Genomic DNA, 25,537 nt, shown 5'->3' with positions numbered 1-25,537 from the left:
GGGCTATAACCCCTCTTTCCGAACAGAATCGCGGCTCCCACCACACCCGAACGCGCTTTTGGACTGTCCCGCCCGGCGATTGTGAATTATCTTGCCTGGCAAGACAGGCCCTTTTGGAGGGGCGCCATGACCTGGATCTTGTTCATGCTGTGCCTGGCGATCGCCGGACGCGAGCTGTATCTGGCCTTTGACCGCAAACGGTCCGGCGTCGCCGCCGAAATCGCCGGCGTCCATGCCCGGCTTTCCGCGCTCCAGAGCACGCGGGAGGAGCTGGAGAAGGTACGCGCCGTGGAGCGCGACCAGGCCGAGCGGATCGAGCGGCTGGGCTCCGCGCAGGAGGAGCAGGCCGCGTCGCTGGAGCGGGCCGACGCCCGCATCCGGTCGCTGATCGGGCAGATCAACGACCGGGTCCTGCCCGAGGTCAGCGCCCGGCTCGCCCGGCAGCGCGGGGCGGTCGACCGGCTGTCGGCGGAGGTGGCCCGGCTCCGCGGCCACCTGGCCGAACGCCTCGACCAGGCCGCCGCGGCCTCGCTGGGCGCCGACCCGGTCGACACCGTGGCCGGCGGTCTGGGCGCGGGCACCGCCGAGCCGCGCGCCGAGCTGGCCCGGGAGTTCGCCCGGTTCGCCCGCCGGTACGGGCTGCGGGTCGAGCTGAACGTCCCCGTGCCGGCCGCCTCCGCCCCCGCGCCGGCCGGCGAGGACGCGGACGGCGACGCCCCGGCCGGGGACGGGAATACGGCCTGGCGGCGGCGCTGTTACCTGTCAGGCCGGAGCCCGCGCGGCCTGGAACGCGACTTCATCGGGTTGCTCTCCACCTTGCGCACCGCAGGGGACGTCGGGGGCGACCCGGCCGCGGCCACACTCGTGGACCGCGGGGTCGGCGGGGACGGCGGGGAGATCGGGGCCGGCGAGGGTGTGGACGGCGAGGCCGCGGAGGCGGTCCGTGCCGCGCGCGCCCTGCTGGACGCGCTGAAGCAGACCGAGTCGGGCGGGGCTCAGATCGGGCCGCTGATCCTCGCGCGGACGCCGGAGTCGCTGGTCTGCGGGGTCCTCCCGCTCGCCGAGCTGCGCGGGGCCGACCCGGCCGCGCTGGTGGCCGACCCCGACGGCACGGCCGAGCGCCTGCGCCGCCTGCCCGAGGGCCGCCGCTACGACGCGTCGGCCGGCTGACCGCCGCCCGGAACACCCCCGCCCGGGGCACCCCCGCCCGGGTGACCGCCGCCCGGGTGACCGCCGCCCGGGCGTTCGTCCGCGGGAGCCGTCCAGGTGAAGCGGGGCGGGCGGCGTTCGAGGAAGGCCGCGACGCCCTCGTCCATGTCGCCGCCGCCGGCGTGCGCCTCGGCCAGCCAGCGGTCCAGCGCCGGCTCCGCGTCGTCCCCGGCCGCGAGGGCGTCCACGATCTCCTTGACCGCCCGCTGGGTGAGCAGCGACCGCGAGGCCAGCGTCGCGGCGAACGCGGCCACCCGCTCGTGCACCCCGCCGGCGGGGACGACCTCGTCCAGCAGGCCGATCCGCAGCGCGTGCCGGGCGTCAATGAGCTCGGCCGAGTACAGCAGGTACTTGGCCGCCGACGCGCCCACCTGCCGTACCAGCCGGCGCGTCGCCGAGCCCGGGTAGACGATGCCGAGTCTGGCCGGGGTGATGCCGAAACGCGCGTCCTCGGCGGCGAAGCGAAGGTCGCAGGCCGTCGCGAGCTGGCAGCCGCCGCCCACGCAGAAGCCCTCGATCGCGGCGATCGTGGGCTTGGGGAAGGCCGCCAGCGCCTCCTCGGCGACGGTCGAGGGGTGGCGGTCACCGCGCCGCCGGATGGCGTCCAGCTCGCCGATGTCCGCGCCGGCGCAGAAGTTCCCGCCCGCCCCGGTCAGCACCAGGGCCCGTACGGCGGGGTCGGCGGCGAACGCCTCCAGCAGGCCGGGCAGCCCCAGCCACATGCCCTCGGTCATGGCGTTGCGCTTCTCCGGGCGGTCGATGGTGATCGTCGCGACGCCGCCGGTCACCTCGCCGCGCAGCCACCGGTCAGCGGCCATTCCGCCCCCTCGCTCTCGACGCGCCGCAATCGTACGAGGCGGGGCCTTCCGGCCGCGCCGCGCCCCGGCCCGGAAGACCGCGCCGGAAGACTGCGCCGGACGGGGCCGCAGGACGGGGAGTGCGGAGCGGGCGTTGTGTGTTGTACTGTCGTTATAGCGCCTTCATCGGCGCTTCTACCCCGCCCGGGCCATCTGAGTGCCCGGTGATCGTTCGAGTTCCCCCATTCGACCGAGCCCGGTACGCGCGGAATCGCATCCGGGCCACCGTACCTAGGGAGCCGTCGGCGGCCCGATGAGCGCGAGCCGCGTTTTTCTCCTGACTCCCGCGTACGTGCCCGAGTGAGCCGTACACGGAAACCGACTCCGGGCACGCGGTGCCATTTCGCGGTAGCCCGAGAAGGGACTTTCATGACCGCCACCATCACCAATGAACGCACGGCCGAACGCACGGCCGGGCCCAAGCAGGCCACCCGGCGGCGGGCGGCCCGCCCCGTCCGGCAGGCCGTTTCCGCACCGGGCGCCGAACGGGCCACGGAAGCGCCGCCGGTTCCGTTCCAGGGAATCCTGTCCGTCCAGGACAAGCACGCGTTCGTGCGGACGCAGGGCTACCTGCCCGGCCCGGACGACGTGTACGTCTCCCTCGCCCAGGTGAGCTCGAACCACCTGCGCCCCGGCGACGTCGTCACCGGGACGGCCCGCCCGCCCCGGTCGAGCCGCGAGAAGTTCGCCTCGCTGCACCGGGTCGAGACGGTCAACAACGTCACGCCCCAGGAGGCCGCCGCGCGGCCCGAGTTCGGCGCGCTGACGCCGCTGTTCCCGAACGAGCGGCTGCGGCTGGACGGCGGCTCGCCCGCCGTCCGCGTCATCGACCTGGTCGCCCCCATCGGCAAGGGCCAGCGCGGCCTCATCGTCGCCCCGCCCAAGGTCGGCAAGACGATGATCCTGCAGGCCCTGGCCAGCGCCATCAGCACGAGCAACCCCGAAAGCCACCTCATGGTGCTGCTCATCGACGAGCGGCCCGAGGAGGTGACCGACATGCAGCGGACGGTGCGGGGCGAGGTCGTCCACTCGACCTTCGACCGGCCCGCCGAGGAGCACACCGCGCTGGCCGAGCTGACCATCGAACGCGCCAAGCGCCTGGTCGAGCAGGGCCACGACGTGGTCGTGCTGCTCGACTCGATCACCCGGCTGGGCCGCGCCTACAACCTGGCGGCCCCCTCCAGCAGCCGCATCCTGGCGGGCGGCGTGGCGACGACCGCGATCTACCCGCCCAAGCGCTTCTTCGGCGCCGCCCGCAACATCGAGAACGGCGGCTCGCTGACCATCCTCGCCACCGCGCTGGTCGAGACCGGTTCCCGCATGGACGACGTCTTCTTCGAGGAGTACAAGGGCACCGGGAACATGGAGCTCAAGCTCGACCGCGGGCTGGCCGACCGGCGGATCTTCCCCGCGGTCGACATCGAGGCGTCCGGCACCCGCCGCGAGGAGCTGCTCCTGTCCCCCGAGGAGCTGGTGCTGAACCGGCGGCTGCGCCGCGCCCTCAGCGGCCTGGAGAGGCAGCAGGCCATCGAGGCGCTGCTGGAGAAGGTGAAGGACACCTCCTCCAACGCCGAACTCCTGCTCCGCATACGCCAGACGACCTGACGCCCCCGGACGCTTCCGTGAGGTACCTGGTCGCTTCCGCGAGGTCAATGGTCGCTTCCGTGAGGTCACCCGGTGCGGAACGAGCCGAGGATCCGTTCGTAGACCCGTTGTGCGGGGGTCCAGCGCGCGTCGGGCGCGTAGAAGTAGAACTCGTAGCCGGCCGTCCGCGTCCGTAGCGCGTGCATGCGGTGCTCCGCCTCGCCCCAGGTGTACTCCCACTCCGCCGCGGGCCGGTTGAGTTCCGGGACGGGCTCCAGCCGCAGCAGGCGGTAGCCGGGATGGCCCGCCGAGCCGGCCGTCTGCCGCTCGACCGCGCGCAGGCCGGCCAGCGGGGTGCCGGAGACCGGGGTGATGCGCAGGCCGCGTCCCGCCACCGGGTCCCGCCAGTGGACGGCGCCGCCGCGCACCTCGCGCCGCCAGTCCAGCGGCACGTCGACGTGGTAGCCGGCGGACTCGTGGTACGAGGCCGTCCGGAAGGCTCCGCCGGGAACGGGGAGCAGGGTGAGCGCCTCGCCCTTGCCGACCGAGTTCCAGCGCGCGCTCCACGCTCCCAGGACGACGGCCGTGACGGCGATGCTGATCGCGAAGACCATGGTGCCCAGCCGCGACCGCCGGTCGCCGCGCGCCCGGCGTTCGCCGGCGGGGAGCCGTCCGGGCCGCGTGTTCGGCAGCAGCCTGCGCCAGGCGGGGGGCGGCGGCTCGGTGGCGGCCCCCAGCAGCCGGGCGGCCTCCGCGGCGCGCAGGCGGCGGCACGGGTCCTGCCGCAGCAGGCCCTCGATCACCGGGGCCAGCCGGCCCGCGCGGACCGGCGGCGGGTACTCGCCGAGCAGCACCGCCACCATCGAGGCCAGGGCGTGGCAGCGCAGGAAGGGCGAGGTCCCCTCCACGGCCGCGTACAGGGTGGCGCCCAGCGACCACAGGTCCGACGCGCGGACGCCGGGCTCGCCGCGGACGCGTTCGGGCGGCAGGTACGCCGGCGAGCCCTCGATCCCGGCGACCAGCGTCTCCTCCGGCTCCGGCCCGCTGTCCACGTGGACGGCCAGGCCGAAGTCGGTGAGGAGGATCCGGCCGTCGTCGCACAGCAGGATGTTGCTGGGCTTGACGTCCCGGTGCAGGATCCCGGCCCGGTGCGCGGCGTCCAGGACGGCCAGCACGGACTGGCCGATCCTGGCGGCCCGCTCCACCGGCAGCGGGCCGTGCTCGGCGATCTCCTGGTGCAGGGAGCGGGCGCGCAGGAACTCCATGACGATCCACGGCCGCCCGTCCTCGATGACCACGTCGTGCACGTCGATCACGCCGGGATGCCGCAGCGCCGCGGTGGCACGGGCCTCCTCGATGAGCCGCCTGCACAGCAGCCGGCGTTCGCCGGCGGTCAGCCGTTCCGGGAGCCGCACTTCCTTGACCGCCACGTCCCGGTCCAGCATCTCGTCATGGGCCCGCCAAACAGTGCCCATTCCACCCTGGCCGACCACCGAGAGCAGGCGATACCGCTCCGCCAGCGGTATCAACCGATCTCCCACCATGTCGTGTTTATGTGCGCGAACCGCCCCAAGCCATGCTCCGAAAGACCAAATCATTTCTTGACCGATCTCCGACCCCGGAGAGGGTTGCGGGACACGGAGTAAAGAACCCGGCGAAACATTCCGGACTCAGGTCGTGACACGCCGGATTCTCTGGCGATTCAGGCGTCGACCGGCACCTTCGAGGCGGGCCACATGGCGAGCGGATGATCGAGGACCGTTCCGGGCGGAAGGTCGCGCCGGACGAAACACTCGGTGCCCAGAACCCGCCGGAACAGGAAGCGCGGCAATCGCAGCAGCGGCGCGAGCGTGCAGGCCGACCCGCCGCCGGGGTCGTGCGCGACGTTGGCGGCCAGGGCGGTGCGCTTGGCCGCGATGTACCGGCGTACGCAGACGCGGTGGGTGATCTCGGAGCGAGGGGCATAGGCGTTCTCGGAACCCTTCGCGTTCAGCGCGCGGGGGACCAGGCCGAGGCGTACGAGCGGCCGGGGGACGCGCAGCAGGAGGTCACGGTCGAGGGTCGCCTCCAGGACGACCGGGGTGCCGGCCAGCTCGGCGGCCCGGACGCCCACCCGGTGCACGTGGACGTGGTCGGGGTGCCCGTAGCCGCCCGCCGGGTCGTACACGCTCAGGAGGTCGGCGCGCTCCTGGCGGAGCAGCTCGGCCAGCCCGTCCGCGGCGAGCCCGACGTTCGCGCGGGAGAAACCGCCCAGGGCGCTGCCGTCGAGCCCCGAGTCCTCGTACCCGAGCAGGACGACGCGGGCGCAGCCGAGCAGGTGCGCCGACGCGTCCAGGGCGTCGGTCAGGGCGTCGGTCAGGACCTCGGCGGCCGGGCGGACGTCCAGGCAGGTCAGCCCGCCCCGGCCGGCCGCGACCACCAGCACCACCCGGTGCCCCTCGGCGGCCAGCCGCGCCATCGTGCCTGCGGTCAGCCATGCCTCGTCGTCGCGGTGGGCGTGGAAGAAGACGCAGGTCCGTGGCACGGACTCTAGATTCCCTGGGGCGCTTGAAGATCATTCCACCGGAACGTCAAAGCTGCGTCATCACCGGCTCGCCGGACATGCCGCTCACCCGGCACGAATGCCCGTTCTCCGGCGAACGTCGCGAAGCGCCCCGGTGGCTACCGGGCCCCGTCCTCGGCGAACACCGACCGCGCCCAGGTGTAGTCGGACTTGCCGACGGCGGTACGCCGCACCTCGTCCACCACCGTGACCTGGCGCGGGAGCTTGTAGCCGGCCAGCCGGCCCCGGCAGTGCCCGGTCAGCGCCTCCAGCGACGGGTTCGTTCCGGGCCGTACGGAGATCACCGCGGCGACGCGCTCGCCGAACCGCTCGTCCGGCAGGCCCACCACGGCCGCGTCCTCCACGTCCGGATGGTCCTTGAGCGCCACCTCGACCTCCTCCGGGTAGACCTTCTCGCCCCCGGTGTTGATGACCAGGGACCCCCGGCCGAGCAGGGTGATCGTGCCGTCCTCCTCCAGCGCGGCGAAGTCGCCGGGGACCGACCAGCGGGTGCCCTCGGCGTCGGTGAAGAACGTGGACGCGGTCTTGTCCGGGTCGTTGTAGTAGCCGAGCGGGATGTGCCCGCTGCGCGCCAGCCGTCCGACCTCGCCCGGCCGCACCACCTTGAGGTCCTCGTCCAGGACGGTGATGCCCGGCTTCATCAGGAACCGCGCGGTGCCCGAGTCGCCGCCGACCGACGGGCCGCACGCGCCGGTCTCGGACGCCCCGTAGTTGTCCAGGAACATGATGTTCGGCAACCGCTCCAGCAGGGCGTCCTTGGCGCCCTCGGTCAGCGGCGCGCCGCCCGACGCGATCGCGAACAGCGCGGAGGTGTCGTGGTCGCCGGAGGCCAGCTCCCGGGCGACCGGACGTGCCATGACGTCGCCGACCAGCATCATGACGTTGGCCTGCTCGGCGGCCAGGATCTCCAGGGCCCGCGCGGGATCGAAGGCGTGCTCGGTGTAGAGGACGACCTTGGCGCCGCCGAACAGCCCCATGAACGCCACCCACTGGCCGGCACCGTGCATGACGGGCGCGCAGACCAGCACCGCCATCGCCGGCTGCTCGGCGTTGGCGGCGATGCCCTCGGGGCTGGTGATGGGGTCGCCCAGGACGTTCCCGCCGCCGAGCGCGCCGAAGAAGATGTCCTCGCAGCGCCACTCGACGCCCTTGGGATAGCCGGTCGTGCCGCCGGTGTACATGATGTAGCGGTCGTCGCTGGACCGTTCGGGGAAGTCGTCGCCGTCGGAGGCCGCGGCCAGCGCCTTCTCGTACTCCACCGCCCCGGGGATCTCCGTGCCGTCACCGTCCTCCAGCACCACCACGTGCCGCAGCAGCGGCAGGTCGGCCCGGATCTCCTCCACCCGCGCCAGCAGCGACCGCTCGCCGATCAGCGCCACCGAGTCGGAATCGGACAGGACGTGGTGCAGCTCGGCGGCGACGTAGCGGAAGTTGACCGGGACCGGCACGGCCCGGATCTTGAAGGCGCCGAGCATGCTCTCGATCCACTCGGCCCGGTTGTAGGCCAGGATCGCCACGTGCTCCCCCGGCCGCACGCCCGCGCCGGCGAGGTGATGGCCCACCCGGCCGGCCCGTTCGTTGAGCTCCCGGTAGGTGCGGCGCTCGTCCCCGGCGACGAGTGCGGGCCGGTCGGGGCCGGCGGCGGCCAGGATCTCGAGCAGGTCGGCCAGGTTGTAGCTTCGCGCCATGCCACGTCCTCGCGTTGTCGGGGTGGGCGGAGGAGATTCGATCATCCCGCGTAACTGACAGATCGTCCAATGAGATCGGTCACACCACCGGTCGCACCGCCGGCCACCACCGGTCGCACCGCCGGCCACCGCCGGCCGGGCCGGAGGCGATGAGTGATCGGTCACACCGCCGTTCCGGCCGCACCTTTCAGCCTTCCCTCAGGAGACCACGAAAGCGCAGGTCAGAAGGCATATTGGCAGGAGTTCGAGCGGGGCCCGGAGCGCCGCATCCGGCCACGCCCGGCGGTTCTTATACGGCTCTTATCTGGGTACCGGCATGCTTGGCCGTAACGATTCTGCATCAGACGGGGGTAGCGGTGAGCGCAGGCGCGATGGCGTGGACGCCTCCGACGTGGGAGGAGATCGTCAGCGAGCACTCCACAAGGGTGTTCCGGCTGGCGTACCGCCTGACCGGCAACCGGCACGACGCGGAGGACCTGACCCAGGACGTCTTCATCCGGGTCTTCCGTTCCTTGTCCTCCTACAGTCCGGGCACCTTCGAGGGATGGCTGCACCGGATCACCACCAACCTCTTCCTCGACCGCGCCCGCCGCAAGCAGCGCATCCGCTTCGACGCGCTGGCCGACGACGCGGCCGAACGCCTCCAGGGCCGCGAGCCGAGCCCCGCCCAGGCGCTCGACGAGCGGATCCTGGACGCCGACATCCAGAGCGCGCTGGACGCGCTGGCCCCCGAATACCGCGCGGCCGTGGTGCTGTGCGACATCGAGGGGCTCACCTACGAGGAGATCGCCGCCTCGCTGGGAGTGAAGATGGGCACGGTGCGCAGCCGCATCCACCGTGGCCGCGCCCAGCTGCGCACCGCCCTCGAACACCGCCGCCCGGACGCCCCGCCCGCGCCCCTCGCCGCCACGCACATGGACGCCCCGCACCTCGACGCCGCCCCCGCCCGTACCCCCTGACCCGCCCCCCGGCCCCCGGCCCGCTCCCCGCCTCGCTCCGTTCGATGTGACGACCCTCACACGTGACCGGTCAGTAACTTGTGACCTACCCTCGCCCCGTGGACATCGTCTTCGAGCGCCGCGGCGACGGACCGCCGCTGGTACTGCTGCACGGAATCGGGCACCGGCTGCAAGGCTGGCAGCCCGTCATGGACCGGCTGGCCGAGGAACGCGACGTCATCGCAGTGGACCTGCCCGGCTTCGGGGCGTCCCCGCCGCTGCCCGCCGGCACCCCCTACACCGTGGACGCGACGATCGGCGTCCTGACGGACCTGTTCGAGCGGCTCGGGGTGGAGCGCCCGCACATCGCCGGCAACTCGCTCGGCGGGCTGTTCTCCCTGGAGGCCGCCGACCGGGGCCTGGTCAGCTCGGCCACGGTGCTGTCCCCGGCGGGCTTCTTCACCGCCCGGGAGCTGGCCATGGCGGCCTCGATCCTGCGCGCCTCGCGGCTGGCCGCCGGCCTGCCCGCCCCGCTCATGGAACGGCTCGCGCGCTCTCCCCGCCGCCGGATGACCATGTTCGGCATGATCTACGCCCGTCCCGACCTGCTGGACTACGAGGCCCTCGCGGGCGACGCCCGCGCCCTGCGCGGCGCCGCCGGGTTCGAGCCCACGCTGCGCGCCGGGCGCAGGGTCCGCTTCCGCGGCTCCTGCGCGGACGTCCCGGTGACGATCGCGTGGGGCACCAAGGACCGCCTGCTCCGGGCGAGCCAGGCCGTCCGGGCCCAGCAGGCGCTGCCCGGGGCCCGTTTCGTGTGGCTCCGGGGCTGCGGGCACGTCCCGATGGGGGACGATCCCGAGCTGGTGGCGCGGGTGCTCCTCGAAGGCAGCGACCACCCCCTGCGCGGCGCCGGGGACAAGGCCGCCTGACACGCCTCGGCCCCCCGGTTCCGGCCCCCCTTTGACAATCCTTGAAGACTCAACTAACGTCTGCATCAGCAAGTCGTTGAAACTTCAAGCATTTAGCGGGAGTCCATCATGAGCATCGCCACCGCCCCGGGCCTGACCGCCGGCACCTGGAACATCGACCCGGCGCACTCCGAGGTCACCTTCGTGATCCGGCACCTGATGAGCAAGGTGCGGGGCAGCTTCACCGAGTTCTCCGGCACCGTCCAGATCGCCGAGGACCTGGCCGCCTCCACCGCCACCGCCGAGATCTCGATGGCCTCCATCGACACCCGCCACGCCGACCGGGACGCGCACGTCCGCACCTCCGACGTGCTGGACGTCGAGAACCACCCGACCATGACCTTCGCCACCACCGGCGTCCGCTCCGAGGGCGGCGACCACTACCTGGACGGCGACCTGACCATCAAGGGCGTCACCCGTCCGGTCACCCTGGAGGTCGAGTTCAACGGTATCGGCGAGGACCCGTGGGGCGGCACCCGCGCCGGATTCTCCGCCTCCACCACCATCAACCGCAAGGACTGGGGCATCGAGTTCAACATCCCGCTGGCGGGCGACAAGGCCCTGCTCAGCGACAAGGTCGACATCCAGCTGGAGGTCCAGGCCGTCCGCGCCTGACCCGGCCGGGCCCGCGCCGCGCGGGCGGAGACGCTCCCGCGACGCGTGACCGATGCGGAGAGGCCGCTCACCTACGGGTGGGCGGCCTCTCCGCGTCGGGGGTGCGCGCACATGTGTACGGAGAGACACGGTTCGAGAAGGATGATGGCGCCTGTGACATCATGAGCCGTGACTCCGAAGAAGGAACCGGACCCCGAGTCGCTCACCGAGCTGCGCCGGTGGCTCGACGCCGTCGGCGCCCTCACCGCGGCCGTGAACTCGGGCCTCGGCCTGCGCGACGTCCTCGACCTCATCGCCGAGACCGCGCGCACCCTGCTCGCCCTCGACTTCTGCGGCGTCCTCGTCCCGGACGCGGCCGAGCGGAACCTGGTCATCGCCGGGTGGAGCGGGCTGACCGAGGAGTACGTCGCGCGGGTGAACTCCGACCGGCCGGTGCGCCTGGAGGCGGACGCGGACGGCGGCGCGCCGTCGAGCCGGGCGTTCCGTTCCGGGCGGCCGGTCGCGGTCGCCGACATCGCCCGGGAGCTCGGCTTCATCTGGGGCGGCGTGGCCCGCGAGCAGGGCTACCGCTCGATGCTGTCGGTGCCGCTGGTCACGGGCTCGGCGGTGGTCGGCACGCTGAACAGCTACTTCTCGGCGGTCCACGACTTCACCGAACTGGAGATCGACCGGCTGCGGCTGCTCGCCGACCACGCGGCCATCGCGCTCACCTCGGCGCGGATGCTCGACGACCTGCGCCACCAGCACGAGCTGGCCACCCGTTCGGAACGCATCCACGACCGGCTGCTGCGGGTGGCGCTGCGCGCGGGCGGCGTCGACGGCATCGCCGCCGCGGTGTCGGATCTGCTGTCCCGGCCGGTGCTGGTCGAGGACGCCCGCGGCGAGGTCCTCGCGCACACCGGCGCGCTCGCCGGCCTGCCGCCCGCCGCGGTGCGCGCCGCCCTCGGGGTCGACGGGCACGCGGCGGACCCCGGGACGGGGCTCGTCCGGGAACACGGGGACCACGTGGTCATCGGCGTCCTGCTCGAAGGCTCGGTGGTGGCCCGGCTCTGGCTGCCGCGCGGCCCGGCGCCCCTCAGCCCGCTGGACGGCCGCGCCCTGGAGCACGCGTCGCTCGTGCTCTCCCTCGAGATGTTCCGGCGGCGTACCGCGGCGGAGGTCGAGCAGCGCCTGCGCGGCGAGCTGCTGGCCGACATCCTCGGCGGCTCCGACCTCGCCTCGGGCCCGCTACGCGAGCGCGCCGACCTCCTCGGGCATGACCTGACCCGTCCGCACCTCGCGATCGTCTGCCGGATCGACCCGGACCCGGCGGCCCGTCCGGGCGCCGTGGCGCAGCGGGCCCTCCTGGCCGTCACCCGCCTGGCCTCCGGCCACACCCCCCGGCCGCTGGTCGCGCTGCACCGGCAGGCGCTCGTGGCGCTGTGGCCGTCGGCGGCCGGCGCCCGCGAGGCCGGCGAGACGGTGCGCAAGGCGCTGGTGGCCGTCCCCGGCGTGGCGGACGCGCTGGTCGCGGTGTCCGCCCCGGCCCACCACGGCATCGCCCAGTCCTACCGGACGGCGCTCGGCGCCCTCACCGTCGCCGGGCACGCGGGCCGCTCGGGGACCACGGTGACCGTGGACGACCTGGGCATCGGCGGCCTGCTCCTCCAGCTGGAGGACAGCGCGCAGCTCGTCGCGTTCGCCGACCGCACCCTGGCCGGGGTCCGCCGGCACGACCGCGCGCGCGGCACGGAGCTGCTGCGCACGCTGCGGGTCCACCTGGACGCCCGGCTGGACCGGCGCGAGACGGCCCGGCGGCTCAACGTCCACCCCAACACCGTCAGCCAGCGGCTGCGCCGGATCGAGGCGGTGTCCGGCCTGGACCTGTCGCTCCCGGAGACGATCGTCGACGTCCGGGCCGCACTCGTCCTCCTCGACGTGGCCGAGGGCGCCCGGCCCGCCTGACCTCACCCGGCGGCCGGCCGATCCACCCGCCGATCGACCGGCCGATCGACCGGCCGCCGGGGCCGGGTCACGGTTCGATGGTGATGGTCAGGGCGGGGAGCGAGGGGACGCGGTAGTCGCCGGGCGCGGTGGTGACGGCGCCGGCGAGTTCGGCGGCGGCCGTCCCGGGGATGTAGATCTCCAGCGCCTCGCCGGTCTCGCGGTGGGAGAACTCCGGGCCGGGCAGGAAGACGACCGGCGGGCGGTCGCCGGAGCGCAGGATCAGCGGGTTGCCGTGCGGGACGCGGCCGGGCAGCACCCGGGTGAACTGCGGGACGTGCTCGGCGCCCATCGTCACCCTCACGCCGTCGCCGGTCTCGGCGCCGAGCCGGTGCAGGAAGAGGTACCCGGTGCCGGATCCGTCCCGGAGGGAGCCCTCCTCCACCGCCCGGACCACCTCGGGGTCGCCGGCCAGCGAGGCCCGGTCCAGGTCGGTGACCAGCAGCGGGAGGTGCGGCTCCAGCGCGCCGAGCAGCCCCCGGACGTTCCATGCCTGGGAGGCGTGCAGCTCGTCGGTGGTGATGCCGACGAACTGGAGGAAGGCGATCTGGCCGATCGCGGTGTCCAGCACGCCCAGCTCGGGGTCGAGCACGAACCCGCCGGCCCGGATCGGCGAACCGGGGCGGTCCGGGTCGAAGGGGTCCGGCCACTCGATGTAGTGGCCGGCGGCGAAGTCGTTGCCGCTCTTGGAGACGTAGGAGGCCAGCGACTCCATGAGCTGCATCGCCCAGTTGGGCGCGGCGGCACCGTCCCCGGGGCCGCGGCGCACCCGGAGGGTGAACTCGTACCCGCGCTCCTCGTACGGGGCGGTCATCGCGTACCCGATGAGGTGCCAGTGCGGAACGGGCTCGGTCCGGGGGTAGACGGCGATGAGGTTGCTGACGAAGTGCCCCATCGGCACCGGGCCGGCGGGGCGGTACGGGACCGACGGTGTCCATTCCAGCCGTTCGGCGTCCCCGTAGCGCCCCTTCAGGGCTTCGTCGATCGCGTCCCAGTTCTGGTAGACGAGCATGCCCATCCCATCGCTGTGTGTCGGGTCGATGACCTATACCGACGTGCGGACCTCCACCGGCGATCCCCGATATGACCCACATCACGTTTATCGCGGGGCATCCTCGCGCGAGGGGTCGAGGGGGAGCAGGAGGACGAAGCGGGCGCCCTTGCGGGAGTCCTCGATGGAGAGGGAGCCGCGGTGGGCCTGGGCGATCTCCCGGGCGATGGCCAGGCCCAGGCCGGCGCCGCCGGCCCCCCGGCTGCGGGCGGTGTCCAGCCGGGTGAAGCGTTCGAAGACGCGTTCGCGGTCGGCGGCGGGGATCCCGGGGCCGTCGTCGGTGACCGTCAGCCGGGCCCGGGAGCCCGTGGCGGAGACCATGACCTCCACCTTGCCGCCCGCGTAGCGCTCGGCGTTGTCGAGCAGGTTGCCCAGCAGCCGGACCAGCTGCATCCGGACGCCGCTGACCTCCACGCCGGGGGTGAGCCGCGCCTCCACCTTGAGCCCGGGGTCGCGGCGCCGCAGCTCGGTGTCCGCCAGGACGGCCAGGTCGATGGTCTCGTGCGCGGCGGTGCCCCCGGTGCCGATCCGGGCGAGCAGCAGCAGGTCGGTGACGATCGACTCCAGCCGGTCGGTGTCGCGCAGCGCGGACCGTACGGTCACCGCCAGGTCGGTGTCGTGCGGGTGCATCGAGGCGTCCTCGAGGTTGGCCCGCAGCCCGGCGATCGGGGTGCGCAGCTCGTGCGAGGCGTCGGAGGCGAACTGCCGCTGGCGTTCGACGGCACGTTCCAGCCGGTCGAGGGTCTGGTTGGCGGTACGGGCGAGCTGGGCGATCTCGTCCTCGCCCGCCGGCTCGGGGACGCGGCGGCTCAGGTCGCTGGCGCTGATCTCGGCGAGCTGGGCGCGGATCTGCTCGACCGGCCGCAGCGTACGGCCGACGAACCACCAGGTGACCCAGGCGACCAGGGCCGACAGCAGCAGCACCGCCCCGGCCAGCAGCATCTCCAGCAGGCCGTTCACCAGGACGGCGGGCATCGGGCGGGCGGCGTAGACCACGGGCGAGTCGGGCGCGGTGGTGAGCCGGATGACCTCCACCGCCATGCACCGCCCGCCGGGGCCGTGGTGGGTGCACTCGATCAGGTCGCGGACGCGCTCGTCGCGGGTCGGCCACAGCCGGCTGATCGGCGGGCGGCCCTGGGCGGCGGGGGTGGCGGCGACGATCCGGCCGCCCGGCCCGACCACCTGGACGAGGATCCGGCCGCCCGAGGGGTCGGGGAGCCGCGAGCCGGTCAGCGTTCCGTCCCGTACTCCGGCGCTGATCTGGCGTCCGGCGCGCTGGGTGTCCTCCAGCAGGCGGGCGCCGACGGCGACGCGCACCGCCACGTCGGTGGCCGCGGCGATCGCGCCGAGCACCAGCGCCGCGAGCACGGCGGCGATCAGGGTGTCGCGCGAGCGGATGGACCGTGGTCGCAACCGCATCGGTTCCCCCGTTCATCGATGCCCGGCGTTTTGGTCCCCCGTCAGACCCTCGTCTGGCACCGCACAAAGGTACCGAGAGCGCGCGAACGGAGGGCGAACCGTTCCAGGACCTGCGTTTCGCCGCACATCGGTCCGGCCGAAACCGGCTTCGCGGGTTTCGCGGACGCCCAGCGGGACATCCGATCCTTAGCACCAGCATCAAAGCGACAGGGCGGGACATATGGGCAGGGATGTGACCCCCACCACCATCAGTGGTGAGGACCGGCGCCGGTACCGCGACAAGGTCCGGCGCTGCCTCGACGTGCTCGCGCGCATGCTGGGCGAGTCGCAGTTCGACTTCGAGCGCCCGCACATCGGCCTGGAGATCGAGCTCAACCTGATCGACGCCATGGGCGACCCGCTGATGCGCAACGCCGACGTGCTCAAGGCCATCGCCGATCCGGCCTGGGCCACCGAGCTCGGCCAGTTCAACCTGGAGATCAACATCCCCCCGCGGGAGCTGGGCGGGGCCGGCACCGGCGAGCTGGAGGCCGAGGTCCGCGACCTGCTCAACCGGGCCGACGCGCGGGCCCGGGAGGTCGGCGCCCACCTGGTGATGGTCGGCATCCTGCCCACGCTGCGCCGCGGGGACATCGGCGAGGAGTCGCTGTCGTCCAACGCCCGCTACAAGATGCTCAACGACCAGATCTTCGCCGCGCGGGGCGAGGAGATGCGGATCGCGGTGGACGGGCCCGAGCCGCTGCGGATGCACGCCGACAACATCACCCCCGAGGCCGCCTGCACCAGCGTCCAGTTCCACCTCCAGGTCAGCCCCGACCACTTCGGCGACTACTGGAACGCCGCGCAGGCGATCGCCGGGCCGCAGGTCGCGCTGGCCGCCAACTCGCCGTTCCTGTTCGAGCACCGGCTCTGGCACGAGACCCGCATCACCCTGTTCGAGCAGTCCACCGACACCCGGCCGGACGAGCTGAAGAGCCAGGGCGTACGGCCCCGGGTGTGGTTCGGCGAACGGTGGATCACGTCGGTGTTCGACCTGTTCGAGGAGAACACCCGCTACTTCCCCTCCCTGCTCCCGCTGTGCGAGGACGAGGACCCGGTGGAGGTGCTGGAGGCGGGCGGCATCCCGGAACTGGCCGAGCTGAGCCTGCACAACGGCACGGTCTACCGCTGGAACCGCCCGATCTACGCGGTCGTCAACGGGCGGCCCCACCTGCGCGTGGAGAACCGGGTGCTCCCGGCCGGCCCGACCGTCGCGGACGTCGTCGCCAACGGCGCCTTCTACTACGGCCTCGTGCGGGCGCTGGCCGAGGAGGAGCGCCCGGTGTGGACGCGGATGTCGTTCGCCACCGCGGCCGACAACCTGCACCGGGCCGCGCGCGACGGCATCGACGCCGTCCTCTACTGGCCGGGGGTCGGCGAGATGCCCGCCTCCGAGCTGGTGCAGCGCACGCTGCTGCCGCTGGCGCACGAGGGCCTGACCCGGTGGGGCGTCGACCCGTCCCGCCGGGACCGGCTGCTGGGGATCATCGAGGGGCGCTGCGCCACCGGGCAGACCGGCGCGTCCTGGCAGATCGCGACGGTCGAGGCGATCGAGGAGTCGTTCGGCACCGAGCGGCACGAGGCGCTGCGGCTGATGACCCAGAGCTACGTCCGGCACATGCACACCAACGCGCCCGTCCACACCTGGCCGATCGGGCCCTGATCTTCACAGGACCCCCACATCTCCCGCCGGAGGCACCCACGGGGCCTGCGTAAAGTCGGCGTGTGACTGGGAACGAACGGCGCATTCTGGTCGTCGAAGACGAGCCGACCCTCGCGCGGGCGGTGGCGGACCGGCTCGCGGCGGAGGGCTTCGCGGCGGAGATCGCCGCCGACGGGCCGTCCGCCGTGGAACGGGCCCGGACCTGGACGCCCGACCTGATCGTCCTGGACCTCATGCTGCCCGGTTTCGACGGGCTGGAGGTGTGCCGGCGGGTGCAGGCGGAACGGCCCGTCCCGGTGCTGATGCTCACCGCCAGGGACGACGAGACCGACCTGCTGGTGGGCCTGGGCGTGGGCGCCGACGACTACATCACCAAGCCGTTCAGCATGCGCGAGCTGGCCGCCAGGATCCGCGCGGTGCTGCGCCGGGCCGAGCGGCCGGCGGGCGGGCCCGCGGCCGGGGCGGCGGCCGGAGCGGCCGGGCCGCTGCGCGCGGGACCGCTGGAGATCGACCCGAGGGCGCGGCGGGTACGGCGGGACGGCCGCGAGGTGCATCTCACCCCGACCGAGTTCGAGCTGCTCGCCTGCCTGGCCCGCAACAGCGGCGCCGTGCTCACCCGCGCCGTCCTGCTCGAACAGGTCTGGGACTGGGCCGGAGCGTCGGGCACCCGCGCGGTGGACAGCCACGTCAAGGCGCTGCGCCGCAAGCTGGGCGCCGACCTCATCCGTACCGTGCACGGCGTCGGCTACTGCCTGGAGATCCCGGCATGAGCGGCCGGGACGGCACGTCCCGCCGGGCCGTCCACAGGCTGTGGACGAAGCTGCCCCGCCCCCTGGACCCGCTGCGTTCGATCAAGGTGAAGTTCGGCGTCGTGGCGGTGGTGACGGCCTGCACGGCCATTCTCATCGTGCTGTGGGGGTACCTGCTGGGTTTCCGGGCCCGCCACACGCTCCCGGTCGGGGTGCTCATCTCGCTGGGGGTGACGCAGCTCATCGCGCACGGGATGACGGCGCCGCTGCGCGAGATGACCGCCGCCGCGCGGGCGATGGCGCGCGGCGACTACAGCCGCCGGGTCCGGGCCACCTCGCGGGACGAGGTGGGCGAGCTGGCCCAGGCGTTCAACCGGATGGCCGCGGACCTGGCGGAGGTGGAGCGGCAGCGCCGGGAGTTCGTGGCCAACGTCTCGCACGAGCTGCGCACCCCGATCAGCGCGCTGCGGGCGGTGCTGGAGAACGTCGCCGACGGCGTCACGCCCGCCACACCGCGGGTCCTGGAGTCGGCGCTCGACCAGACCGAGCGGCTCGGCCGCCTGGTCACCCAGCTGCTGGACCTGTCCCGGGTGGACGCGGGGGCGGCCGGGCTGGAGCCGAGCGAGATCGACGTGGCCGCGTTCGTCGCCGAGGTCACCGCGGAGGCCGCCGCGGGCCGTCCGGAGACCCGGTTCGAGACGAGCGTGCCGCCGGGGCTGCGGGCGCGGGCGGACCGCGACCGCCTGCACCAGGTGGTGGCCAACCTGCTGGACAACGCGGCGCGGCACGGCCCGCCGGAGGGCCCGGTCACCGTGACCGCCGCGCCCCTCGCGGGCGATCGTCCCGGCGCCACCGGGCTGGTCCTGGAGGTCGCCGACGAGGGGCCCGGCATCCCGCCGGGCGAGCGGGCGCGGGTCTTCGAGCGCTTCTCCCGGGGCGCGGCCACGCCCGGCGCCCGGGTCGGCACCCCGGGCGGCGGCACCGGTCTCGGCCTGGCCATCGCCCGCTGGGCGGTCGAGCTGCACGGCGGCGACATCCAGGTCGTCGACACCCCGCGCGGCTGCCGGATCCGGGTGATCATCCCCGCGCCGTCCCCGCCCGCGTGACGGGCGGGCCGGACGCTCAGCGGCCGAGGCCGACCACGTCGCCGGTCCCGCCGGAGCCCCCGGCCGCCGCGCGGGCGGCGGGCCGGGCGCCGTCCTCGTCGTGCTCGGTGAGCAGGGCGCGGGCGCGCAGCACGATCTCCAGGTCGAAGCGCAGGTCGGGGTCGAGCAGCTGGTCGCCGAACAGCTCCTCCAGCTGGCGCAGCCGGTACCGGACGGTCTGCGGGTGGACGTGCAGCCGCATCGCGACCTCGTTGGCGTTGCGCCCGGACTGGAGCCAGGCCAGCAGGGTCTCGGCCAGCCGGTCCTGCTGGCCGGGGCGCAGGTGGGCCAGCGGCGCCAGGCGCAGCTCGGCCAGCGAGGTGATCAGTTCCTCGTCCTGGAAGAGGATCAGCGTGGACATGTGCTCGACGCTGCGGATCACGCCGGTGGACGCGCCGATGACGCCGCGTTCCACCAGGCCGAGGGTCTTGCGGGCCCACTGGATGGACCGGGCCGCCTCGGCGACCGGCACGGTCGGCCCGATCACCGCCAGGCATCCGTTGAGCGTGCGGTCCACCACGCCGGCGCGGCCGGGGCCGTCCGGGTCGGGGATGATCAGGCTGGGCGTGCGGCGGGTGAGGTCGGCCAGGATGTCGGGCGGGAAGGCGGGGGCGCGCGCCTCCCCCGCCGGGCGGCCCAGGGCCACGGCGGCGACCGTGCGGGGCACCGGCCAGTGCGCCGCGGCGGCGAGGTCGGCGATCGCCTCCGGCCCCACCGGGGGGTCGGCGAACAGCAGGTCCAGGAGCCGCTTGCGGCGCCGCTGCATCTCCCCGGCCGCGGCGGCCTTGGCCTGCGAGAAGCCCTCGGCGGCGGCCGCGGCCAGCTCGTCCTGGAACTGCATCAGGACCTCGCCGACCGTGCCCAGGGTGCGCGGCGACACCTCCAGTACCGCCGCGCCCTCGGTGAGGCGCCGCCAGGCGACCATGCCCCCGATCCTCATGGCGCTCTGCATCGCGTCCAGGCTGCGCCCCTCGGCAGCCTCGCCGCGCCCGATCGCGCGGAAGAAATCGGTCACCGGTGCGGAGTCGTGGCCGGGGTCGGCCACCCGGTCCACGAAGTAGTGCAGGACCCTCTCGACGGCCTGGCGGGCCGTTCCGGAATAGGCGCCGTCGGCGGGCCGGTCGTACTCGCTGATCCGGGACCGGATCTGGTTGAGCATGTCGTCGGCGACCTCGTCCAGGTGCGATCGCATGTGATCGGCCAGTTCCCGGGGCAATTCATGCCAGGACCGCCCGAAGGCGCCGGATCCCTCCTCGACCACAGTGCCTCCCGATCCCCGGTGTCGCAGATCAAACACGCGGGGTAATTGCTCACTTATGCGGCTTATGTGGTGAAAATCATGTCCCCTTGATGCCGCGAAAGCAAAGACCACGTGCGGGTTTCGACCGGATTCGGTCCGTCCGAATGCCGGGGTGTCACTTCGGCGGTCAGCGGCCCGTCACCCCGGGTAGTGCGACTTCGAGAGCACCACCGAGGTGAAGGGCGGTCCCGGACGGGCCGTCCGTGGGGGAGGTCGGCGTGGCGACACACCAGGGCGGTGAAACGCGACCGCCGAAGGCGCTGGCGGGACCGGGCCGCGCGATGGACGAGCGCTTCGGGGCGGCCGGGTTCGCCCGCAAGGCGATGCGCAAGGCGTTCCCCGATCACTGGACCTTCCTGCTCGGGGAGATCGCGATGTACTCCTTCGCGGTCGTCATCGTGACCGGGGTCTTCCTCACCCTCTTCTTCCGGCCGAGCATGTCCGAGATCATCTACGACGGCTCCTACGGGCCGCTCCGCGGTGTGCTGATGAGCGAGGCGTACGCCTCCACCCTGCACATCAGCTTCGATGTGCGCGGCGGCCTGCTGATGCGGCAGATCCACCACTGGTCGACGATCATCTTCCTGGCGGCGATCGTCGTCCACCTGTTGCGGAACTTCTTCACCGGCGCGTTCCGCAAACCGCGCGAGCTGAACTGGGTGATCGGCGTCCTGCTCTTCATGCTGGTGATGGTGAACGGGCTGTTCGGCTACACGCTCCCCGACGACCTGCTGTCGGGCACCGGGCTGCGGATCCTGGAGGGCGTGCTGCTGTCGCTCCCGGTGATCGGAACGTACGTGTCGATGTGGGTGTTCGGCGGCGAGTTCCCCGGCGACCTGATCATCCCGAGGCTGTACGTCGTCCACATCCTGCTCATCCCGGGCATCCTGCTGGCCCTGATCCCGCTGCACGCCGTGGTGCTGACCTGGCGGCAGACGCACACGCAGTACCCCGGCAAGGGCAGCACCAACCGGACCGTGCGGGGCTACCCGTTCTACCCGGTGTTCATCGCCAAGACCACCGCGTACTTCCTGTGGGTCTTCGGGGTGACGGCGCTGCTGGCCGCCTTCTTCCAGATCAACCCGATCTGGCTGTTCGGCCCGTACGACCCGGGCGCGATCAGCGCGGGCTCCCAGCCGGACTGGTACATGGGCTGGCTGGAGGGCTCGCTGCGGCTGATGCCCGCCTGGGAGATCGACGCGTGGGGCCACACGGTGCCGATGAACGTGCTCATCCCCGCCCTGGTGGTCCCGGGCCTGCTGTTCACCGGGCTGGCGATCTACCCGTTCCTCGAACGGTGGGTGACCGGCGACCACCAGATCCACCACCTGCTCGACCGGCCCCGCGACGTCCCCGTCCGCACCGGCATCGGCGCCGGCGGCGTGGTCTTCTACGGCGTGCTCTGGCTCGCGGGCGCCAACGACCTCATCGCCTACAAGTTCGACATCCCGCTGTTCTGGACGACCTGGTTCTTCCGGGTGACGTTCCTGGTGGGGCCGGTCATCGCCTACTTCATCGCGTACCGGGTCTGCATGGGCCTGCAGCGCCGCGACCGCGCCCTGGTGGAGCACGGCCTGGAGACCGGCGTCATCCGGCGGCTGCCGAACGGCGAGTACATCGAGGTCGACCGGCATCTCGACGAGGAGTCCACGGCGTCCATCACCGACGCCCGGCCGCCCGCGGCGATCTCCCTCAGCCGTCCCGAACTGGAGGGCGTCAAGGCGCCGCGGGCGCGCACCCGGCTCGGCAGGGTCCGCCTCGCCCTCAACCGCCGCTTCCTGGCCGACCTGCCCGAACACCCGGGGGACGGCGAGAGGGAGCGCAAGGCCGTCGAGCGGTAACGCGTGGGCGGACGGGTACGGCGGAGGGGTACGGCCTCCGCCCCGCCTTCTCTACGCTGGCGGCGTGGGCGTGGACTGGATACGGATGCGGCCCCGGCCGGGCGTGTCCAGGGCCCGCCTGGCCGCGCTGGCCGACGCGCAGGCGGCGGCCTTCGCGGCGAGCGGCCACTGGTACGAGGGGGAGTTCGACCACCTGCTCACCGAGCCCGGACCCGGCTCCACGGAACTGGCCGGCCAGGTCGAGATCGACCGTGGGCCCGACAGCGGGCGGCGCGTCATGCTGGTGACGCTGAACCCGGCGCTCCCCGCCGAGTGGCGGCTGGCGGCCTACCGGAGCCACCTGCCCGACGAGCTGCCCGGCCTGCTGGACGGCTGGCGCTCGCACCTGGACCGGGTCCGGGGCGGCGCCCATCGCGCGTATCTGCGGGCCTGGTACCGGTACGCGACGTCCTGGCGGCTCGCACTGGAATGGTCGGAGCTGCGTGCCCGCGCGCTGGCCGCACGGGACCGTACCAACGCGTGGGCCACCCGCCCGGAGCTGGTCGAGGTCCGCGAACGGATCCTGGCCGTGCCGGTCCCGGTCGTGTCACCCGCCCCGCACTGGGGAGCCGATCCCCCGCCGCCCGATCCCCCGCCGCCGCCCGATCCCCCTGGCCACGAGGCGGCCGTCGCGCTCGCGCGTGCCTGGAACCACCGCGTCCCGCGCGGCCAGAGGGTGTACGTCACCCGGCCGCCCGGCTTCGGCGCGTACCTGGACGAGGCGCTCGGATCCCCGGACCTGGCCGACGTCCTGGACTGGATGGACCGGGCGCGGGCGGAAGGGTACGGCCTGTTCCTCGACTGGTGAGACGATCACGCACGAATCGGTGATCCTCCGGTATTCGTCGTCCCGCGCGTAAGCCGTACGGTCGAGATCATTGACCTCCGCCGAGACGGGAACATCCATGACCTCATCCCCTGCCGGAACGACGATGATGGCGGCGCGCGTCCACGCCTTCGGGGCGCCCGACGTGATCCGCTACGAGGAGGTGCCCCGTCCGGTGCCCGGTCCGGGCGAGGTGCTCGTCCGGGTGGCCGCCGCCGCGTTCAACCCGTCCGACATCGGCTTCCGGGCCGGGCTCATGCGGGACGTGGTCCCGATGGAGCCGCCGTTCGTCCTCGGCTCCGAGGCCGCCGGGACGGTCGTCGCGGCGGGCGGCGGCGTGCCGGGGCTCGGTCCCGGCGACCGGGTGGTGGGCCGGCTCGACCGGGGCGGGGCGGCGGCCGAGTACGTCGCCGCCCCCGCCGCCGACCTGGTGCGCGCCCCCGCCTCGATCCCGCTCGCGCACGCCGCGGCGGTGCCGGTCGCGGGCCTCACCGCGTGGCAGGCGCTGTTCGAGCACGCCGACCTCGCGGCGGGCGACCGCGTCCTGATCAACGGCGCGGGCGGGGGCGTGGGCATGTTCGCCGTGCAGCTCGCCCGGCACGCGGGGGCGCGGGTGATCGCCGTCGCCGGGCCGCGCGGCGCGGACCGGCTCCGCGGGTACGGCGTCGAGCGGGTGGTCGACCGGACGCGCACCGCGCCGCACGAGGCCGTGGACGGCCCGGTGGACCTGGTCCTCAACCTCGCCGCGATCCCGCCGGCGGAGGCCGCCGCGTTCGGGCCGCTGGTCCGGCCGGGCGGCGCGCTCGTCTCGATCACCGTCCCGGTGGAGCTCCCGGCGGGGTCGGGGGCGACCGCGACGCGCTTCGTCGCCCGCAACGACGCCGCCCAGCTCGCCGAACTGGTCGCCCTCATCGACGCCGGGGCGGTGCGGGTGGACGTCACGGCCCGCCCGCTCGCCGACCTCGCCGACGTGCACCGCGACGCCGAGGCGGGCCGCCTGAACGGCAAGACCGTCCTCGTCCCCTGAGGCCCTGAGGCCGTTCCGAGTGGGTCCCCGCCGCCGCCGGGGGTCCACCAGCGGGGTCAGGGGTGGTGGCGGCGGGCCAGGGCGGCGGCCTGGCCGCGGCTGCGCAGGCCGAGCTTGGTCAGGATCCGGCTGACGTGCGATTTGACGGTGTGCTTGGACACCCGCAGCCGGGTGGCGATGTCCTGGTTGCTCAGCCCTTCGGCCAGCAGCCCCAGGACGTCGTGCTCGCGCGGGGTGAGGTCGTGCAGCCGGGCGAGGGCCGGGTCGGCGGGCCGGGCCCCGGCGGCGGGCTCGGCGGACGCCGCGCGCAGGGCGCGGTGGTGGTCCACGTAGCCGCCGATCACGCGGCGGGCGACGCTGGGGCTCAGCGCCGCCTCCCCGGCCGCGGCGGCGCGCACGGCGATCAGCAGTTCCTCGTAGGAGCTGGTCTTCAGCAGGAAACCGCCCGCGCCGCGGGTGAGGGCCTCCTGGATGTAGTCGTCCATGTCGAACGTGGTGAGCATGACGACGCCGATGCCGTCCGGGCCGACGGCGCCGGAGCCGGCGAGCGCGGCCAGGACCTGCAGCCCGTCGAGGCCGGGCATGCGGACGTCCAGCAGGAGCACGTCGGGACGCGGCGGGGCGCACAGCCGCAGGGCGTCGTGGCCGTCCACGGCGGTGCCGGCGACGATGATGTCCTCCTGCGTCTCCAGGATGGCGCGCAGGCCGTCGCGGACGACGCGCTCGTCGTCGGCGATCACCACCCGGATCGGGCCGTCACCGGAGGGCACCGTGGCTCCCCTCGGTGGCGGGGATGGTCGCGGCGACCCGGAAGCCGCCGCCGGCGGTGGGACCGGCGGACAGGTGCCCGCCGAGGGCGATCACCCGTTCGGCCAGCCCGGCCAGTCCCAGTCCCGAGCCCGCCGCGGAGTCCGGCCCGGGGACGGGCCCGCGCGGCGGCCCGGAGGTGATCTCGAGGTCGATCCCGGGCGCACCGGTGTCCAGGCGGATGTCCACGTCGGCGCCGGGGGCGTGCCGGCGCGCGTTGGACAGGCACTCCTGGACGACGCGGTACCCGGCGAGCTGGACCGGGCGGGGCAGCCGGCCGGCGGGCCCGGTGACGGCGAGGGTGACCGGGTTCCCCGAGCGGCGGGCGGTGTCGGCGAGCTCGTCCAGCCCGGCGAGGGTGGGGGCCGGGCTCCGGGGCGCGATGCCGCCGGTGTCGTCGCGGAGCACCCCCAGCAGGTCGCGCATCTCCGCGGTGGCCTGCCGCCCGGCGGCGGCCAGGTCGTCGACGCCGGTCCGGGCCCACGGCGGCAGCCGGTCGGAACGGGCCCGGAGGGTCTCGGCATGCACCACCAGCAGCGTGAGGGAGTGGGCGACCACGTCGTGCATGTCCCGGGCGATGCGGACCCGTTCGGCGGCGGCGGCCTGCTCGGCCAGGAGGTGCTGGTGGGCGCGGGCGTCCGCGGCGCGGCCCTCGGCGGCGGCCAGCAGCGCGCGGCGGCTGTGCGCGGCGACGCCCAGGGACCACGCGACCGGCAGGACGGCGACGTACGCCAGGACGTCCGAGCCGCCCCGCCATTCCTCGGCGGCCGTCAGGTGGTTGACCAGCAGGCCCCCGGCGATCAGGACGCCGCCGAGCACCCCGGCCGCGATCGAGCGCCGCCGGGGGCTGTACGCGCCGACCGCGTACAGCGCGAAACCCACGGGCAGCACGGCCAGGCCGCTGAGCTTCACCTCGGCGGCGGCGCCGGCGACCTCCACCACCGCCAGGACGGCCAGGATCACGCCGAACACCGCCAGCGGCCGGTGCCGCCGGACCGCCAGCCCGGCCGCCGCGACGACCCCGTAGCCCGCGAGCGCCGCCCAGGCGGCGGCGGAGGTGTCGGTGGTGGCCTGGTCGATGACGGCGGGCACCATCGCGACCAGGCCCGCGGCCCGGTCGGCGGCGGCGCCGAGCGCGGCCCGTCCGGTCGTCGGGTTCCGGCTGCTCACCCCCCTGACCTTAGGGACGGCCAGGCCGCCCCGGCATCGCTCGAAAGAATGAACCG

Annotated in this window: 20 protein-coding genes and 1 pseudogene; 12 read left to right on the top strand and 9 right to left on the bottom strand. The window is 73.9% G+C overall.

Features of this window, described 5'->3' with window-relative positions:
* Positions 1–126 precede the first annotated feature (126 nt).
* A complete protein-coding gene (locus IW256_RS33380) occupies positions 127–1,170 on the top strand; it encodes a hypothetical protein (RefSeq protein ID WP_197014728.1) in 1,044 nt (347 codons plus the stop codon).
* Here IW256_RS33380 and IW256_RS33375 read toward each other — a convergent pair.
* A complete protein-coding gene (locus tag IW256_RS33375) occupies positions 1,149–2,027 on the bottom strand; it encodes an enoyl-CoA hydratase/isomerase family protein (RefSeq protein ID WP_197014727.1) in 879 nt (292 codons plus the stop codon). The two genes, IW256_RS33380 and IW256_RS33375, sit on opposite strands and share 22 nt — an antisense overlap.
* Positions 2,028–2,474: 447 nt before the next feature.
* Between IW256_RS33375 and rho the strand changes: the two are divergent.
* Positions 2,475–3,671: pseudogene (rho, locus tag IW256_RS33370) on the top strand (transcription termination factor Rho); the annotation flags it as partial.
* A gap of 65 nt (positions 3,672–3,736) precedes the next feature.
* Here the strand turns inward: rho and IW256_RS33365 are convergent.
* The 3 genes from IW256_RS33365 to IW256_RS33355 all read right to left on the bottom strand — a co-directional run bounded on the left by IW256_RS33365 (position 3,737) and on the right by IW256_RS33355 (position 7,901).
* Positions 3,737–5,194 (bottom strand): serine/threonine-protein kinase, encoded by a 1,458-nt coding sequence (locus IW256_RS33365; protein WP_269217965.1) that lies wholly within the window; start codon positions 5,192–5,194, stop codon positions 3,737–3,739.
* 158 nt (positions 5,195–5,352) lie between these two features.
* A complete protein-coding gene (locus IW256_RS33360; RefSeq protein ID WP_197014724.1) occupies positions 5,353–6,174 on the bottom strand; it encodes a PIG-L deacetylase family protein in 822 nt (273 codons plus the stop codon).
* A 137-nt stretch (positions 6,175–6,311) separates the two neighbouring features.
* Positions 6,312–7,901, bottom strand: coding sequence for an acyl-CoA synthetase (locus IW256_RS33355; RefSeq protein ID WP_197014723.1), 1,590 nt, complete (start codon positions 7,899–7,901; stop codon positions 6,312–6,314).
* Positions 7,902–8,272: 371 nt separating this feature from the next.
* Here IW256_RS33355 and sigE point away from each other — a divergent pair, with 371 nt between their 5' ends.
* The 4 genes from sigE to IW256_RS33335 all read left to right on the top strand — a co-directional run bounded on the left by sigE (position 8,273) and on the right by IW256_RS33335 (position 12,366).
* Positions 8,273–8,860 carry an RNA polymerase sigma factor SigE gene (gene sigE, locus IW256_RS33350; protein ID WP_197016704.1) on the top strand — a complete coding sequence of 196 codons (588 nt, stop codon included), beginning with the start codon at positions 8,273–8,275 and terminating at the stop codon, positions 8,858–8,860.
* Between the two features lie 98 nt (positions 8,861–8,958).
* Positions 8,959–9,768, top strand: a complete 810-nt coding sequence (locus tag IW256_RS33345) for an alpha/beta fold hydrolase (RefSeq protein ID WP_197014722.1) — start codon at positions 8,959–8,961, stop codon at positions 9,766–9,768.
* 108 nt (positions 9,769–9,876) lie between these two features.
* Complete coding sequence (locus IW256_RS33340) at positions 9,877–10,422, top strand: YceI family protein (RefSeq protein ID WP_197014721.1); 546 nt, start codon at positions 9,877–9,879, stop codon at positions 10,420–10,422.
* 168 nt (positions 10,423–10,590) lie between these two features.
* A complete protein-coding gene (locus IW256_RS33335) occupies positions 10,591–12,366 on the top strand; it encodes a helix-turn-helix domain-containing protein (RefSeq protein WP_197014720.1) in 1,776 nt (591 codons plus the stop codon).
* 67 nt (positions 12,367–12,433) lie between these two features.
* On the opposite strand, the gene IW256_RS33330 is transcribed toward IW256_RS33335, so the two are convergent.
* Together IW256_RS33330 and IW256_RS33325 are read right to left on the bottom strand one after the other, a co-directional pair.
* Positions 12,434–13,423, bottom strand: coding sequence for a suppressor of fused domain protein (locus IW256_RS33330; RefSeq protein ID WP_197014719.1), 990 nt, complete (start codon positions 13,421–13,423; stop codon positions 12,434–12,436).
* A gap of 81 nt (positions 13,424–13,504) precedes the next feature.
* On the bottom strand, positions 13,505–14,875 hold the full coding sequence (locus IW256_RS33325; RefSeq protein WP_197014718.1) for a sensor histidine kinase: 1,371 nt from the start codon (positions 14,873–14,875) through the stop codon (positions 13,505–13,507).
* A gap of 220 nt (positions 14,876–15,095) precedes the next feature.
* On the opposite strand from IW256_RS33325, the gene IW256_RS33320 reads away from it, so the two are divergent.
* From IW256_RS33320 to IW256_RS33310, 3 genes are all read left to right on the top strand, one after another.
* Positions 15,096–16,577, top strand: coding sequence for a glutamate-cysteine ligase family protein (locus IW256_RS33320; RefSeq protein WP_197014717.1), 1,482 nt, complete (start codon positions 15,096–15,098; stop codon positions 16,575–16,577).
* Positions 16,578–16,639: 62 nt separating this feature from the next.
* A complete protein-coding gene (locus IW256_RS33315; protein WP_197014716.1) occupies positions 16,640–17,347 on the top strand; it encodes a response regulator transcription factor in 708 nt (235 codons plus the stop codon).
* Positions 17,344–18,432 carry a HAMP domain-containing sensor histidine kinase gene (locus IW256_RS33310; RefSeq protein WP_197014715.1) on the top strand — a complete coding sequence of 363 codons (1,089 nt, stop codon included), beginning with the start codon at positions 17,344–17,346 and terminating at the stop codon, positions 18,430–18,432. The genes IW256_RS33315 and IW256_RS33310 overlap by 4 nt, the downstream gene beginning before the upstream one ends.
* A 16-nt stretch (positions 18,433–18,448) precedes the next feature.
* Here IW256_RS33310 and IW256_RS33305 read toward each other — a convergent pair whose 3' ends face one another.
* The gene (locus tag IW256_RS33305) at positions 18,449–19,732 is read right to left on the bottom strand and encodes a PucR-like N-terminal domain-containing protein (RefSeq protein ID WP_475652138.1); all 1,284 of its coding nucleotides are present in this window, start codon (positions 19,730–19,732) and stop codon (positions 18,449–18,451) included.
* Between the two features lie 257 nt (positions 19,733–19,989).
* On the opposite strand from IW256_RS33305, the gene qcrB reads away from it, so the two are divergent.
* The 3 genes from qcrB to IW256_RS33290 all read left to right on the top strand — a co-directional run bounded on the left by qcrB (position 19,990) and on the right by IW256_RS33290 (position 23,504).
* Positions 19,990–21,612 carry a cytochrome bc1 complex cytochrome b subunit gene (gene qcrB / locus IW256_RS33300; protein ID WP_307829269.1) on the top strand — a complete coding sequence of 541 codons (1,623 nt, stop codon included), beginning with the start codon at positions 19,990–19,992 and terminating at the stop codon, positions 21,610–21,612.
* A 64-nt stretch (positions 21,613–21,676) separates the two neighbouring features.
* Positions 21,677–22,459: a hypothetical protein gene (locus IW256_RS33295; RefSeq protein ID WP_197014713.1), complete on the top strand. Its 783-nt coding sequence runs from the start codon at positions 21,677–21,679 to the stop codon at positions 22,457–22,459.
* 97 nt (positions 22,460–22,556) lie between these two features.
* Complete coding sequence (locus IW256_RS33290) at positions 22,557–23,504, top strand: NADP-dependent oxidoreductase (RefSeq protein ID WP_231404036.1); 948 nt, start codon at positions 22,557–22,559, stop codon at positions 23,502–23,504.
* 56 nt (positions 23,505–23,560) lie between these two features.
* Here IW256_RS33290 and IW256_RS33285 read toward each other — a convergent pair whose 3' ends face one another.
* Both IW256_RS33285 and IW256_RS42485 read right to left on the bottom strand, forming a co-directional pair.
* The gene (locus IW256_RS33285) at positions 23,561–24,274 is read right to left on the bottom strand and encodes a response regulator (RefSeq protein ID WP_197014712.1); all 714 of its coding nucleotides are present in this window, start codon (positions 24,272–24,274) and stop codon (positions 23,561–23,563) included.
* Positions 24,261–25,481 (bottom strand): sensor histidine kinase, encoded by a 1,221-nt coding sequence (locus IW256_RS42485; RefSeq protein ID WP_197014711.1) that lies wholly within the window; start codon positions 25,479–25,481, stop codon positions 24,261–24,263. The genes IW256_RS33285 and IW256_RS42485 overlap by 14 nt, the downstream gene beginning before the upstream one ends.
* Between the last annotated feature and the right edge of the window lie 56 nt (positions 25,482–25,537).

The organism is Actinomadura viridis (assembly GCF_015751755.1).
Classification (GTDB): Bacteria; Actinomycetota; Actinomycetes; order Streptosporangiales; family Streptosporangiaceae; genus Spirillospora; species Spirillospora viridis.
This window is presented reverse-complemented; position numbering and strand designations above follow the sequence as displayed.